11 protein-coding genes are annotated in these 12823 nt (G+C 69.0%); 6 read left to right on the forward strand and 5 right to left on the reverse strand.

The features are described from left to right. Positions 1-27 precede the first annotated feature (27 nt). On the reverse strand, positions 28-660 hold the full coding sequence (locus D7X30_RS12375; RefSeq protein WP_120563090.1) for an SRPBCC family protein: 633 nt from the start codon (positions 658-660) through the stop codon (positions 28-30). A 188-nt stretch (positions 661-848) separates the two neighbouring features. Here D7X30_RS12375 and D7X30_RS12380 point away from each other — a divergent pair, with 188 nt between their 5' ends. The 4 genes from D7X30_RS12380 (at position 849) to D7X30_RS12395 (ending at position 6686) form a co-directional block, all read left to right on the forward strand. Then, entirely contained in the window at positions 849-1847 is a 999-nt protein-coding gene (locus tag D7X30_RS12380; protein WP_120563091.1) for a WD40 repeat domain-containing protein, read from the forward strand. A 121-nt stretch (positions 1848-1968) separates the two neighbouring features. After that, positions 1969-3897, forward strand: coding sequence for a sorbosone dehydrogenase family protein (locus tag D7X30_RS12385; RefSeq protein WP_158619250.1), 1929 nt, complete (start codon positions 1969-1971; stop codon positions 3895-3897). A gap of 59 nt (positions 3898-3956) precedes the next feature. Then, positions 3957-5927, forward strand: coding sequence for a sorbosone dehydrogenase family protein (locus D7X30_RS12390; protein ID WP_233591544.1), 1971 nt, complete (start codon positions 3957-3959; stop codon positions 5925-5927). Between the two features lie 111 nt (positions 5928-6038). Beyond that, positions 6039-6686 carry a cysteine hydrolase family protein gene (locus D7X30_RS12395; protein ID WP_171425713.1) on the forward strand — a complete coding sequence of 216 codons (648 nt, stop codon included), beginning with the start codon at positions 6039-6041 and terminating at the stop codon, positions 6684-6686. A 30-nt stretch (positions 6687-6716) separates the two neighbouring features. Here the strand turns inward: D7X30_RS12395 and D7X30_RS12400 are convergent, their stop codons facing one another. The 4 genes from D7X30_RS12400 to D7X30_RS12410 form a co-directional block, all read right to left on the reverse strand. After that, positions 6717-7265 (reverse strand): hypothetical protein, encoded by a 549-nt coding sequence (locus D7X30_RS12400; RefSeq protein WP_120563286.1) that lies wholly within the window; start codon positions 7263-7265, stop codon positions 6717-6719. An 84-nt stretch (positions 7266-7349) separates the two neighbouring features. After that, a complete protein-coding gene (locus D7X30_RS12405; RefSeq protein WP_120563094.1) occupies positions 7350-9407 on the reverse strand; it encodes a cation:proton antiporter in 2058 nt (685 codons plus the stop codon). An 86-nt stretch (positions 9408-9493) separates the two neighbouring features. Beyond that, complete coding sequence (locus tag D7X30_RS41940; RefSeq protein ID WP_158619251.1) at positions 9494-9655, reverse strand: hypothetical protein; 162 nt, start codon at positions 9653-9655, stop codon at positions 9494-9496. A gap of 151 nt (positions 9656-9806) precedes the next feature. Further along, positions 9807-10298, reverse strand: coding sequence for a hypothetical protein (locus D7X30_RS12410; RefSeq protein WP_120563095.1), 492 nt, complete (start codon positions 10296-10298; stop codon positions 9807-9809). 219 nt (positions 10299-10517) lie between these two features. Here D7X30_RS12410 and D7X30_RS12415 point away from each other — a divergent pair, with 219 nt between their 5' ends. Then, on the forward strand, positions 10518-11387 hold the full coding sequence (locus D7X30_RS12415) for an energy transducer TonB (RefSeq protein WP_120563096.1): 870 nt from the start codon (positions 10518-10520) through the stop codon (positions 11385-11387). A 27-nt stretch (positions 11388-11414) separates the two neighbouring features. Continuing rightward, the gene (locus D7X30_RS12420; RefSeq protein ID WP_120563097.1) at positions 11415-12767 is read left to right on the forward strand and encodes a PepSY domain-containing protein; all 1353 of its coding nucleotides are present in this window, start codon (positions 11415-11417) and stop codon (positions 12765-12767) included. The last annotated feature ends 56 nt before the right edge of the window (positions 12768-12823 follow it).

Consider the following 12823-nt stretch of genomic DNA (forward strand, 5'->3'; position numbering starts at 1 on the left):
CCAGGAGCCACGAGGTGGAGCCGTGGACTACGGGGTGGGCGCGGCGACGGCGGGCGCGGCTGCGGCGGCTTCCTCGGCGGCCTTGGCCTCGGCGACCTTGCGAGCGGCTTCGGCCTCGGCGCGCTTGGTGGCTTCGGTCTGGGCGGCGGTCTTCATGCTGGCGAGGCCCTTCTCGAAGTCCTTGCCGATCATCTGATCCATGTCCATGAACAGGCACATCGCCTTGCTCACGAAGGTGTGCTCGCCGGCCATGGTCCAGGTGACGGTGGTGCCGTCGTTGGCGGGCTTGAACGAGAAGGTGGTGATGCTGCTGTCTTCGAAGGGCTTGATGAACTCCAGCTTGATGCGGACGGACGCGTCGGCGGTGGCCTCCAGGATGGTCATGCGGCCCTCGCCCACGTCGTTGTTGCCCACCCACCCATAGGTGGCGCCAACGCCCGACTCCGCGCCGCCGAAGGTCTTCTTCATGTTCGGGTCGAGGTTGTCCCAGGGAGACCACTGGTTCCACTGGTGGAAGTCATTGACCAGACCGAACGCGACGTCGGGTGCACCCGGCACCGTGGCGGTGCGCGTGACGGTGTAGGTATCGGGGCGGGTGGTGATGAAGCCGGCGAGCAGCGCGAGCACGGCGACAACGCCAATGGCAATCTTCTTGAACATGAAGTTCCTCGAAAAGGGTCCCCTGGACGGGGAGGCCGCGTCTTAGGCCGCCCGTTCGGCCCGGCTCAAGCCCCCCAGCGCGCAGCCCACCATGACGCAGCGTGCGGAGCGGGTCATCGCGGCCTCTTCGTTCGAAACTGCTTCAAGGCTCACTCTTGAGCGGCTATGCGCCATTTCGGATTCGCACCATGCTCACGCCTTCCCTGACGCTGACCCCTGACACCGCGAAGCATCTGTCCCTGCTGCGGACGCTGGGGGAGCCGGAGCTGTCGCAGTACTCGCGGTGGCAGTGGCTGGCGTGGGATGCGTCGTCGCGCTTCCTGCTGTCCGTCCAGAAGCAGGGTGGGACGCCGTTGCGCTGGTGGGACCTGCACTCGGAAGCGGCGACTCCGCTCTTCACGCTCTCCGTTTCCCGCTGCGTGGCCGCGTGGTTCCTCCCTGGCTCCCAGCGCATCCTGTCCGTGACCGCGCGCGGCACCCTCCAGACCTGGTCCGTCACGGACGGCACGCTGTTGTCCTCGGTGGAGACCGGCGGGTCCGTCGCCAGCGCGTGCCTGTCGTCGGACGGAACGCGCCTGCTGCTCACGTCCGGCCAGGGCCGGGTCCTGCTCTGGGACCTGGAGCGCGGCTGGCTCGTGTGGCGGCTGGAGGACCCCGCGTTCCTCTATGGCTGCGCGCTGTCGGCGGATGGCCGGTTCGCGGCCGTGGGTGCCGCAGAGGAGCAGGCCGGTGCCGCGACACGCGCTTCCGTTCGCCTCTGGGATGCGAGGACCGGCAAGGTCGTGGGGGCCCGCACGCTCGATGCCCAGCTGACCTGGAACGTGGCGTTCACTCCGTCTGGAGAAGGGCTGGTCGCTGCCAACTCCGGTGGCAAGTTGCTGTTCCTGGGCCTCCCCGGACTGGAAACCGTTCGGAGCATCGCGGGCCCTGCCTCCGGTGCGATGCAGGTCGAGTTCAGCCCCGAGGGCTCCCTGCTGGCCGCCAGCGCGGACACGAGCGCGTTCGTGGTCATCGACGTCCATGCCGGCCAGCGCGTCTTCGCCTACTCGGACCTGGATGACATGCAGGGCAGCACCGCGAACTTCTCGCCCGACGGGCGCTTCGTGTGCTGGGGCATGGATGACGGCAAGGTGGGCATCTGGGGCGTGAAGCCCAGGCCTGGCGCGGCTCGGGATGTCCGGAATTGATGGTAGCTTGCGCGGCATGCGCCCCATCGCCCCCTGGCTTGCCCTGGCATTGCTGACCGCCGCCCGCGTCCATGCCCAACCCGTCGAGACGGCTCGTGACCTCGAGGTCCAGGAAGGCTGGGTGACCTTCGCAACGGCCAGCGACGCGACCCGGATGGGCTGGGTTCCGGATGGCTCTGGCCGCCTGTTCGTGGCGACGATGTCTGGAAAAGTCCTCGTCGTGAAGAACGGCGTCGTGCAGCCGACCCCCTTCATCTCCGAGTCCTTCACCCAGGGGCACGAGCAGCAAGGCCTCCTGGGCATGACCTTCGATCCGAACTTCGCGAGCAACCGCTACGTCTATTTCTTCGCGGCGATGCCGGGCTTCACGTTGCAGATCTTCCGGTACACCGACTCCGGCGGCGTCGGCGTGAATCGCACCGTCATCGTGGGCGGGCTCCCGGCGGGAGTGCTCGACTATGACGGCGGAGGGCTCACCTTCGGTCCGGATGGAATGCTGTACTTCGGGGTGGGGACGCTCCAGGGCATCCGGAGCGCGGACGTCCTGACGAACGCGGCGGGAAAGATCCACCGCGTGCGCCCGGATGGCACCGTGCCCACCGACAATCCCTTCCACGACGGGGCGGGCCCCAACGTGGACAGCATCTGGGCCCGGGGCTTCCACAACCTCTACGGGCTGGTCTTCCAGCCGGGAACCGGGCGCTTGTGGGCCAATGTCTCAGGCCCGGGGGCCAATCAAATCTTCAGCGTCAGCGCGGGAAACCATGGGGGTTGGCCCGACTATGAGAACAACCAGCCCGCGGGATACCTGGCGCCGGTGTACTCATACCTGCCCGGTGTCAACGATGAAGCCACGTTCACGGCGACAGGCGCGGTGCGGCAGAACGGCGTCGCGACCTACACGCTGGTCGGCGGCTATTACAATTCATCCTGGTATCGCAAGGGAACGCGGGTCTCGATCTTCGATGTCGCGAATCCCAGCTTCAACGGCGAGTTCTACATCAAGGGTCATCCCTCCTCGCAGTCGTTCACCGTGGACCAGCCGGAGCCGGACGCGGTGAGTAGCGGCGGCTATCTCAAGCGATGGCCGGAGGGCGAGTTCGCGATGGGAGGCATGTTCTACAAGGGGACGCGCTTCCCCCAGAGCTACTCCGGCAATTACCTGTTCACGGACTACCGCGGGATGCTTCACCGGATGCAGTTCGCGGCGGATGGCTCCGTGGCCAGGGAACACATCATCATGAATCATGAGACGGGCGGCGGCTTCGTTGACGTGAACGAGGGGCCGGACGGGGCGCTGTATGTCCTCAGCCACCACGGGGGGGTCCATCGGGTCACCCCGGTGCCGGGAACCCAGGCCCTGAGCGTGTCTCCCTTGAACCTCGTCGTCCCGGAGGACGGAACCCAGACGGTCACGGTGTCCCTGGCGATGCCTCCGCTGGTGGACGTCTGGGTCAAGGTGGTGCTGCAAGGGGGCGAGGGTGACCTGATCTTGGTGGAGGGTGGCTCGCTTCGGTTCACGCGAGAGAACTGGAGCGTTCCTCAGTTCGTGACGGTGCGCGCGGCGCAGGACGCGGATGCGCAGGTCGAACACGCGTCCCTCACGTTCACGCCGACCCAGGACATCCCCGTGGTGACCGTCCAGGCCCGCACGGTGGACGACGACCTGCCGCAGGGGCCCGGCGACGGCGGCGTGGCAGGCGACGCGGGTGTGGACGCCGGGACCGGAGTGGACGCCGGCACCCAGGTGGACGCCGGGACCCGTGCGGACGCAGGCACCGGGGTGGACGCCGGCACCCAGGTGGACGCAGGGACCCGCGCGGACGCGGGCACCGGAGTGGACGCCGGTACCCAGGTGGACGCAGGGACCCGTGCGGACGCGGGGACCGGGGTGGACGCGGGCTCCGCGAAGGACGGCGGCACGGTGACGGGCCCCCAGGAGGATGAATCCGGCGGGTGCAGTGCCGGCGCCACCGCGCTTCCAGGCGTCCTGGCGTGGTGGCTGCTCGCGGGAGTCGTGTGGAGGCCCCGCCGCGCCCGGCGGAGCTGAAGCGGAACTGGAGGGAAAAGACTGACGGTCAGACGGGAGGGCACGCTAGCGTGCTTGATATGCGATCCATTGCCCCTTGGCTTCCCTTGGCATTGCTGACAGCCTTCCCCGTCTATTCCCAACCCGTCGAGACAGCTCGTGACCTTGAGATCGCGAACTGGGTGGACTTCGGCACGACCAGCGAGGACGCCTCCCGGATGGGATGGGTTCCGGACGGGTCTGGCCGCCTGTTCGTGACGACGTTGTCTGGGAAGGTCCGTGTCGTGGTGAACGGCGTCGTGCAGCCGACCCCATTCATTTCCGAATCATTCAATCGTAATGCCCAGGAAGGCCTCCTGGGCATGGCCTTCGATCCGGACTTCGCGAGCAACCATTACGTCTATTTCTTCGCGGCGATGCCGGGCTACCAGTTGCAGATCTTCCGGTATACCGACGTCGGTGGCGTCGGCGTGAATCGCACCGTCATCGTGGATGGGCTCCCGGCAGGAGAGCTCGACTACGACGGCGGCGGGATGACCTTCGGTCCGGATGGCATGCTGTACTTCGGGGTGGGGAGTCTCCACGGCTACCGTGAAGCAGACGTTCTGACGAATGCGGCGGGCAAGATCCACCGTGTGCGTCCGGATGGCACCGTGCCCACGGACAATCCCTTCTACGACGGTGCGGGCCCGAACGTGGACAGCATCTGGGCGCGGGGCTTCTGCAATCTCTTCGGGCTGGTTTTCCAGCCAGGAACTGGCCGCCTGTGGGCCAATGCCTCGAGTCCGGAAAACCTTCAGGTCTTCAGTGTGGGGCCGGGCGACCATGGGGGGTGGCCCGACTATGACTACAACCGGCCCGCAGGCTACCTGGCGCCCGTGTATTCATACCTGCGCTACTACGATGTCAATCCGCTCACGCCGACAGGTGCGGTGCGGCAGAACGGCGTCGCGACCTTCACGCTCCTGAACGACTATTTTGACTCCTCCTGGTACCACAAGGGGACGCGGGTCATGATCCGAGACGTGGAGGATCCCAGCTTCAACGGGAACTTCTATGTCACGGGGCATCCCTCCCCGCAGTCGTTCTCCGTGGACCAGCCAGTGCCGGATGCGGTGAGCGGCGGCGGCCAGCTCGAGCGATGGATCGAGGGCGATTTCGTCATGGGGGGCATGTTCTATGGGGGGACACGATTCCCCTCGAGCTACTCCGGCAATTACCTGTTCACGGACTACCGCGGGATGCTTCATCGGGTCCGGTTCGCGGCGGACGGCTCCGTGGCCGCGGAGGACCTGATCATCAATCACGAGACGGGGGCCGGCTACGTCGACGTGAGTGAGGGACCGGACGGGGCGTTGTATGTGCTGGGTTATGGGGTGATTCTGCGGGTCACCCCAACACCAGAAGGTCAGGCCCTGGTCGTGTCGCCCTCGGAGTTCGTCATTCCGGAGGGCGAAACCCAGACGGTCATGGTGTCCCTGGCAATGCCACCCCTGGTGGACGTCTGGGTCAAGGTGGCAGCGCAGGGGGGCGAGGGTGACCTGTCCGTGATGGAGGGCGCCTCGCTCCGCTTCACTACCGAGAACTGGAGCGTGCCTCAGTTCGTGACGCTGGGCGCGGCGCAGGACGCGGATGCGGACGTCGAGCATGCGACCTTCACGTTCACGCCGTCGCAGGACTTCCCCGTGGTCACCGTCCAGGCTCGTACGGAGGAGGACGAGGTGCTTGAGGAGCCCGGCAGTGACGGCGGCGTGGAAGGCGATGCTGGAGTGGACGCTGGGGCTACCGAGGATGCGGGAGCCGTGGAGGATGCAGGGGCTTTCGAGGATGCAGAGGCCGTGGCGGACGCGGGAACCCTGGTGGATGCCGGTTCAGCCTTGGACGCGGGAACCCAAGTGCCCGAGGGCCCCGCGAAGGACGGCGGCGCGGTGCTCGTGCACATGGAGGATGAATCCGGCGGGTGCAGTGCCGGCGCCACCGCGCTTCCGGGCGTCCTGGCCTGGTGGCTGCTCGCGGGAGTCGTGTGGAGGCCCCGCCGCGCCCGGCGGTAGCCCGCCGCACGCAGCACCTGGGGGACGTTGGCTGCCAGCGAACATCCTCCCTCGCGGGGACTCCACCCCCCGGCGGGAGGATGATTAGCGTTCAGCCACGGGGAGGTGGACGTGGCGAAGCCGCGCCAGGCGGTCCGGAAGCAGACGCGCACGCCGCACGAGCGGCGGCATGACACCGCGCTGCTCATCATCGACGTCATCAACGACCTGGAGTTCCCCGGCGGGGAGAACGTCCTGCCCTGGGCGCTGCGCATGGTGGAGCGCCTGGGCCCCTTCGCGGAGCGGATGCGCAAGGCAGGCGTCCCGGTCATCTACGTCAACGACAACTTCGACCTGTGGCGCAGCAGCTTCACGGACGTCTACAAGCACTGCACCCGGAAGGACAGCCGGGGCCAGCGGGTCGCTCGCGCGCTCAAGCCCCGGCCGGACGACTACTTCATCCTCAAGCCCAAGCACTCGGCCTTCTTCGCCACGTCGCTGGTGCCCCTGCTGGAGCACCTGGGCACGAAGAAGCTGCTGCTCGCGGGCATCGCCACCAACCTGTGCGTCTTCTTCAGCGCCCACGACGCGCACATGCACGAGTACAAGATCACCGTGCTCAGCGACTGCTGCTGCGCGGAGAGCGACAAGGACCACGACCTGGCCCTGGATCAGCTCCAGCGCTTCCTGCGCGTGCGCGTCTGCCGCGGGGACGAGGTGCACCTGCAACCCCGCTCGCGCCGCCGCGCCACGCGCAAGCCCCCGCCAGAATGGAAGTGACGGGGGCCGCCTGACACAAAGGAGGACGGCTCAGACGTCCTTGTCGCCGTCGTCGTCCTCGTCGTCATCGAGGATGTGGCACTTGCCCGCATCCTCGTCGAGCGCCTTGCCGACGAACTCCTTCACCAGGTCGTCGCCGTTGAAGACCAGGGACAAGGAGTTCTGCTCGCCGCCGACGTCCTCCTTCTTGTCCACCACGAGCTTGCCGCCCAGCGCCGTCGCGCTCCCGTCGACGTGCGCGCCCGCGGTCACCCGCACCTCGCCGCCAATGGACACCACGTCGCCCTTCACCTTCGCGCCGGGCTCCAGGATGACGCGCCCCCGGATGGCGGCCACGTCGTTGTCCACGACCGCGCCCTTCTTCACGATGACGTCGCCATCCACGGCGACCGCGTCCTTGACCTTCTCCCCGGGCTCGATGACCAGGTTCGTGCCCTGGACCGCCTTGCTCCCGTCCTTGACGTTGACGCAGATGGTCTTGGCGGGAGCCTTGGCCGGCTTCTTCGCCGGTTCCGCCGCCAGGGCGGGCACGGCCAGCGAACAGGCGAGCAACAGGGTGGGAAGGAGCGGGCGGCGCATGGCGGGGACCTCCGGAACGCGGAAGGGGAGCGGCATGCCCTTGCTACGGACGGCCGCGTCCCCCATTGCATCCGGTGCCCCGCGTCAGCCGAGCACGCCCTTCGCCGCGTCGATGGCCTCGTGCGTCCCCGCGAGCGCGAGGATGTCACCCGCGCGCAGCACCTCCTGCGCGGTGGGCACCAGCACGCCCGCTTCGCCCCGCCGGATGGCCAGCACCGTGGCCCCCGTCATGCCGCGCAGGTTGAGCTCCGCCAGGGTCCGGCCCACCGCCGCGCTGGACTCGCCGAGCGCCACCGACTCCGGTTCGCCGATGCCGGGCAGCATCTGACGCACGCCGTGCAGCACGTCCTGTGAAGGCTCGTCCTCGTCGCCCTTGGCGTGGGACTGGGCCGCGAGCGCCTCCACGATGACCTGCGCGCCCGCGCGCATATGCCCCTGCAGGTTCGTGGCGCTCTTCCAGAAGGCGAAGCCCATCACACCCAGGGACACCAGCAGCAGCACCGCGCCCGGCACGCCGGGGATGAACGGCTGGGTGATGGCCAGCACCGGCACGCCCACCATGAAGACGCTGGCCAGTTGGAGCGCGACCACCAGCACCCGCCGGGGCGCCGCCGCCAGGTCCACCTTGCCGTTGGCGGCCGCCGGCAGCGCGCCCTCCGCCAGCACCACGCCCAGCCGCCGCCCCATCCGCACGATGCCCACGCAGAAGGGCAGGGCCAGCGCCGTGGCCAGGCCGATGACGATCCACGGCGTCATCGTTTTGCCCCAGCCCATACGCTCGTCGATGAACTCCGTCACCTGGGGCAGCAGCACGGACGTGCCGATGACGATGATGGTGATGAACGCCGCGTCCAGCAGCATCAACAGCCCCATGCGCCGCACGCGCGCGCCCACCGTCTTCTGGCGCGGCGACGTGCGCAGGTTCTCCACCCAGCTGCCGTACAGCGACGCGAACGTCTGTAGCGGCGCCGGCAGCTTGCGGTCCACCCAGTTGGCGATGGGGTCGGACGCGCGGATGAGCCACGGCGTGGTCAGCGTGGTGATGGCGGACACGGCCACCGCCACCGGGTAGAGGAACGTGCCCGTGGCCTTCAGGGACAGGCCCAGCCCCGCGATGATGAAGGAGAACTCGCCAATCTGGGACAGGCTCAGGCCCGCCTGCACGGACGTGCGCGTGCCGTTGCCCGTGAAGAACGCACCCAGCGACACGCTGAGGATCTTCCCCAGGATGACCACGCCGGTGAGCACCGCGATGGCCAGCCAGTGCTCGCGGATGAGCGCCGGATCAATCAGCATGCCCACCGACACGAAGAACACCGCGCCGAACAGGTCGCGCACCGGCTGCACCAGGTGCTCGATCTCCTTGCCCTCGCCGGACTCCGCCACCAGCGAGCCCGCGAGGAACGCGCCCAGCGCCACCGAGTAGCCGAACGTCTGCGCCAGGAGCGCGCCCGCGAAGCAGATGCCCACGCTGGTGACGAGCGTCGTCTCCGGCCGCTGGAGCTTCGTGATGTAGCGCATCAACCGGGGCACGACGAACAGGCCAATGCCGACCAGCCCCACGAGGAACGCGGCCAGCCGGCCCACCGTGTACGCCAGGTCCCCGGCGGACAGGCCGGTGCCGCTGGACACCGCGGTGAGCATGGCCATCAGCAGGATGCCGATGAGGTCCTCCACGATGAGGATGCCCACCACGATGCCGCGCAGCGCGCCCCGGATGTTCTGCTCGTCGAAGGCCTTGGCGATGATGGTGGTGCTGGAGATGGCGATGCAGCAGCCGGTGAACAGGCTCTCCAGCATCGTCCAGCCGAAGGCACGGCCGATGATGAAGCCCAGCCACACCATCACACTGCACTGGATGAAGGCGGTGAGCCCCGCGGTGGGCCCCACCTGGAACAGCCGGCGCAGGCTGAACTCCAGCCCCAGGGAGAACATCAGCAGGATGACGCCCATCTCCGACAGCGTCTGCACGATGCCCGGGTCCGCCACCAGGGGGATGGGGACGTGCGGTCCTATGATGAAGCCCGCGAGGATGTAGCCCAGCACCACCGGCTGGCGCAGGCGCTGAAAGAGGACCGTGGTGACCGCCGCGACACAAAGGACGGTGGCGAGGGCTTGGAGGAACGCGTGGGCGTCGTGCATGGGGGCGCCTCTGGAGGTGATGGGCTCGCGATGACCGGCCCCGCCCGCGCTGCGCGGGGCCGGAACGACAGGAAGTTAGGGCGGACTCAGCTGCATCGCTCGAGGGCAATGGCCCCGACGATGATGGCCAGGCACAGCAGTCCGCTCCACAACAGGCGCGCGCCCTGCCACTGATCGTGGGTGGAGCCGCCCTGCTGGGCCTGCTGCGAAGGGGTGGAGGTGGGATCGGGGGAAGGGGATGGAGACATGGAAGAAGGTCTCGCGCGGCCGTGAAGGGAGCACCGCGTGCTGGAAGGGTTGTGTCGTGGGAAGGGCCTGCCCGCCTGGTCCCAGGGGTCACACCGGGTTGGAAACGGGCGCGGGCCTTCGAACGGAAGCAGAAGGACGGAAAAGAACCGCTCAGCCTGGGAGGGGCGGACCCTGTGCCGGGCAGTTCACCGTCCGGGGACGGTCCGCCAGCGGCGTGAGCCGGGAGGGCAGCGCCCGGGCAAGCAGGCCCTCGGCCCGCGCCAGCATCCGCGCGTCATGGCGCGCGAGGATCGCGCGCAGCGTGTCCGGCCGGGGCGCGAAGGGCGTCAGGGGACGGAGGCCGGCACCCCCGCCATCCACCTGATCGCGTAAGCCCGTCCGAGGCGCGGCCACGTGCGAGCCATGCAGCAGCCCCGCTTCCTCCCACCCCAGCTTCGGGGTGGATGGCGTGCGCGACACAGCATGCGTCCGGGACGCCGCGGCCTCCTGGCGGGCTCCCCATTGGGCTCCGGTGGAGGGCGCTGACGAAAGCCCCACCATCCCCAGCAGCCCGGCCAGCACCGCCGCGCACACGACCGCCGCCAGGGCGAACCTGAGCTCACGGAGGGCTTCACGCCCGGTGTGGGGAGGGGCCGGCGTCATGGATGGGGGGGTTAAGCGTGTCGTACCCGATGCGACAGTCGGGCGACGACAAAAACGAGTCAGCGGAAGGCCTTTATACGCAGCCGGGTTCTCACGCACCTCGGAAAATCGCGCCCTTGGCGACGAAACTGTCACGTGATGGTGCGCCGGGATGATTTCAGCATCGCTCCAGATTGACGTTGCCACCCGCTAGGGGGTATCCCCTTCCGGCAACCGAAAATGCGAACCATTCTCAACTTCGACGACGGATTGGGTGCTGCCCCTGCGCTGCCGCAAGCTGTGACCGCCCGTGCGGATGCAGTGCGGGGTCCGGCGGGGCTCTTCCAGTCCGCGACCGCGACGGCGGAGGCGGGATGGGGTCGCTGGAGCGGGGCCCTGCTGACCGCGACCGCGGCGCACGTGCTCGCGGTGGCGGTGGGGTTGTTGGTGGTGTCGAACCCGCCGCCGCCGCAGGTCAAGAAGCCGGAGCCGGAGCTGGTGCTGATGGCCTACGCGCCGCCTCCGCCGCCGCTGGGCGGTGGCGCGCTGAAGCAGGCGACCCCGGAGCCCGTGAAGCCGGTGGTGCAGAAGCCGCGCCCCAAGCACCGGGAGCTGGTGGTGCCCGCGAAGGTTCCGGAGCCGGTGAAGGAGACGGCGCCGGTGGTGGAGCAGGTGGAGACGCCGGTCGCGACGGAGGTGGTCGCGTCGCAGGCGCCCGCGGGGCCGGGCGTGCCGGACGGCGCGGTGGGAGGCGTCGTCGGGGGCGTGGTGGGCGGAGTCGTGGGCGGCAAGGTCGGAGGGCAGGGCACCGCGCCGCCCATCTATACGCCGCGCGAGGTGATGAAGCTGCCGGTGCTGCTGTCCGGCAAGCCGGAGTATCCGCGCCGCGCCCGCGAGGACGGAATCACCGGCGTGGTGATGGTGATGGTGATCATTGGCACGGATGGCGCGGTGGAGCCGGGCTCGCCCCGCATCCACCGCTCGGTGCCGGGCCTGGACGAGGCCGCGCTCGAGTCCGTGGCGGGCTGGCGCTTCTCGCCGGCCCTGGGACACGGCGGCGCGCCGGTGCGCGTGAAGGTCGTGATCCCGGTGAAGTTCGCCCTGAGGTAGTTCCTTCGCAGTCCCGTAGAAGCCTTCATGAATCCCAAGCTCCGCTCGATTCTCTTCTGGATCCACCTGGTTTGCGGCCTCATCGTGGGGCTCGTGGTCGGGGTCATGTCGTTCACGGGCGCGGCGATCGCGTTCGAGTCGCAGATCATCGACTGGGCGGACCGTGACGCCCGCCACGCGGCGCCTCCCGCGGAGGGGACTCCCCGCCTGACGCTGGAGGAGATGATCGCGAAGGTGAAGGAGGCGAAGCCCGCCGTGCCTCCCTCCGGCGTGACGGTGTCCCCGGAAGCGGACAGCATGGTGACGGTGGCCCTGGGCCGCGGCGCCGCTGTCTACGTCCACCCCTACACCGGTGAAGTGCGCGAGCCGGGCGCGCAGGGCTGGCGTTCGTTCTTCCACACGATGGAGGAGCTGCACCGCTGGCTCGCGGCGTCCGGCGACAACCGCGCCGTGGGCAAGGCCATCACCGGCGTGGCCAACCTGGCGTTCCTCTTCCTGGGCATCACCGGCCTGTTCCTGTGGTGGCCGCGCAAGTGGACGCTGCGCTCCATGCGGCCCGTCCTGTGGTTCCGCCGCGGGCTCAAGGGCAAGGCGCGCGACTTCAACTGGCACAACGTCATCGGCTTCTGGTCGCTGCCCGTGCTGGTGGTGCTGACCGCGTCCGGCGCGGTCATCTCCTATAAGTGGGCATCGAACCTGGTCTTCACGCTCACCGGCAACGAGCCGCCCGCGGCGCAGGGGCCCATCGCCTCGGCGCCCGCGGCCGTGCCCACGCCCGCGCCGGGGACGCAGCCCCAGCCGCTGGACGCGCAGTTCGCGGCGGTGATGAAGCAGTCCAACGCCTGGGAGACCATCACCCTGCGCCTGGCCACGCCCCAAGGCGCTGGCGCCCCCGGCGGCCGTCCCGAAGGCGCCCCGCGCGGTGAGGGCGCTCCGCGTGGCGAAGGAGGCCCCCGGGCCGAAGGTGGTGCGCGCGGTGAGGGTGGCGCTCGCGGCGAAGGCCGTGCGGAAGGCCGCGGTGGTCCCAAGGGCCCGCAGGCCAGCGCCTTCACCGTCCGCGAGCAGGAGCGCTGGCCGCTCTTCGCCACCAACACGGTGTCGCTGGATCCGTTCACGGCCCAGCCTCTGAAGACGGAGACGTACGCGGACTTCAACAGCGGCCGGAAGCTGCGCACGTGGCTGCGCTTCCTGCACACCGGCGAGGCGCTGGGGTGGGTGGGCCAGCTCATCGCGGCGCTCGCGTCCTTTGGCGCCGTGTTCCTCGTCTACACCGGCTATGCGCTCTCCTGGCGCCGCTTCGTCCCGCGCCGCAAGACGCAGCCCGTGGCATCCGAGGCCCCGGTGGCACCGCCCGCGGAGTCGAACAAGAACGCCGCCTGAAGTCGCGACTCAGCAAACCCATGCAGTCCCGAGGCCCGGACCGCGAGAGCGGATCC

The organism is Corallococcus sp. AB011P (assembly GCF_003611605.1).
In the GTDB taxonomy this organism is placed as follows: Bacteria; Myxococcota; Myxococcia; order Myxococcales; family Myxococcaceae; genus Corallococcus; species Corallococcus coralloides.

Excerpts from the sequence above, each read along its gene's own strand:
- D7X30_RS12375 (WP_120563090.1), bottom strand. The coding sequence starts at position 660 with ATGTTCAAGAAGATTGCCATTGGCGTTGTCGCCGTGCTCGCGCTGCTC.
- D7X30_RS12380 (WP_120563091.1), top strand. The coding sequence starts at position 849 with ATGCTCACGCCTTCCCTGACGCTGACCCCTGACACCGCGAAGCATCTG.
- D7X30_RS12390 (WP_233591544.1), top strand. The coding sequence starts at position 3,957 with ATGCGATCCATTGCCCCTTGGCTTCCCTTGGCATTGCTGACAGCCTTC.
- D7X30_RS12400 (WP_120563286.1), bottom strand. The coding sequence starts at position 7,265 with ATGCGCCGCCCGCTCCTTCCCACCCTGTTGCTCGCCTGTTCGCTGGCC.
- D7X30_RS12405 (WP_120563094.1), bottom strand. The coding sequence starts at position 9,407 with ATGCACGACGCCCACGCGTTCCTCCAAGCCCTCGCCACCGTCCTTTGT.
- D7X30_RS41940 (WP_158619251.1), bottom strand. The coding sequence starts at position 9,655 with ATGTCTCCATCCCCTTCCCCCGATCCCACCTCCACCCCTTCGCAGCAG.
- D7X30_RS12410 (WP_120563095.1), bottom strand. The coding sequence starts at position 10,298 with ATGACGCCGGCCCCTCCCCACACCGGGCGTGAAGCCCTCCGTGAGCTC.
- D7X30_RS12415 (WP_120563096.1), top strand. The coding sequence starts at position 10,518 with ATGCGAACCATTCTCAACTTCGACGACGGATTGGGTGCTGCCCCTGCG.
- D7X30_RS12420 (WP_120563097.1), top strand. The coding sequence starts at position 11,415 with ATGAATCCCAAGCTCCGCTCGATTCTCTTCTGGATCCACCTGGTTTGC.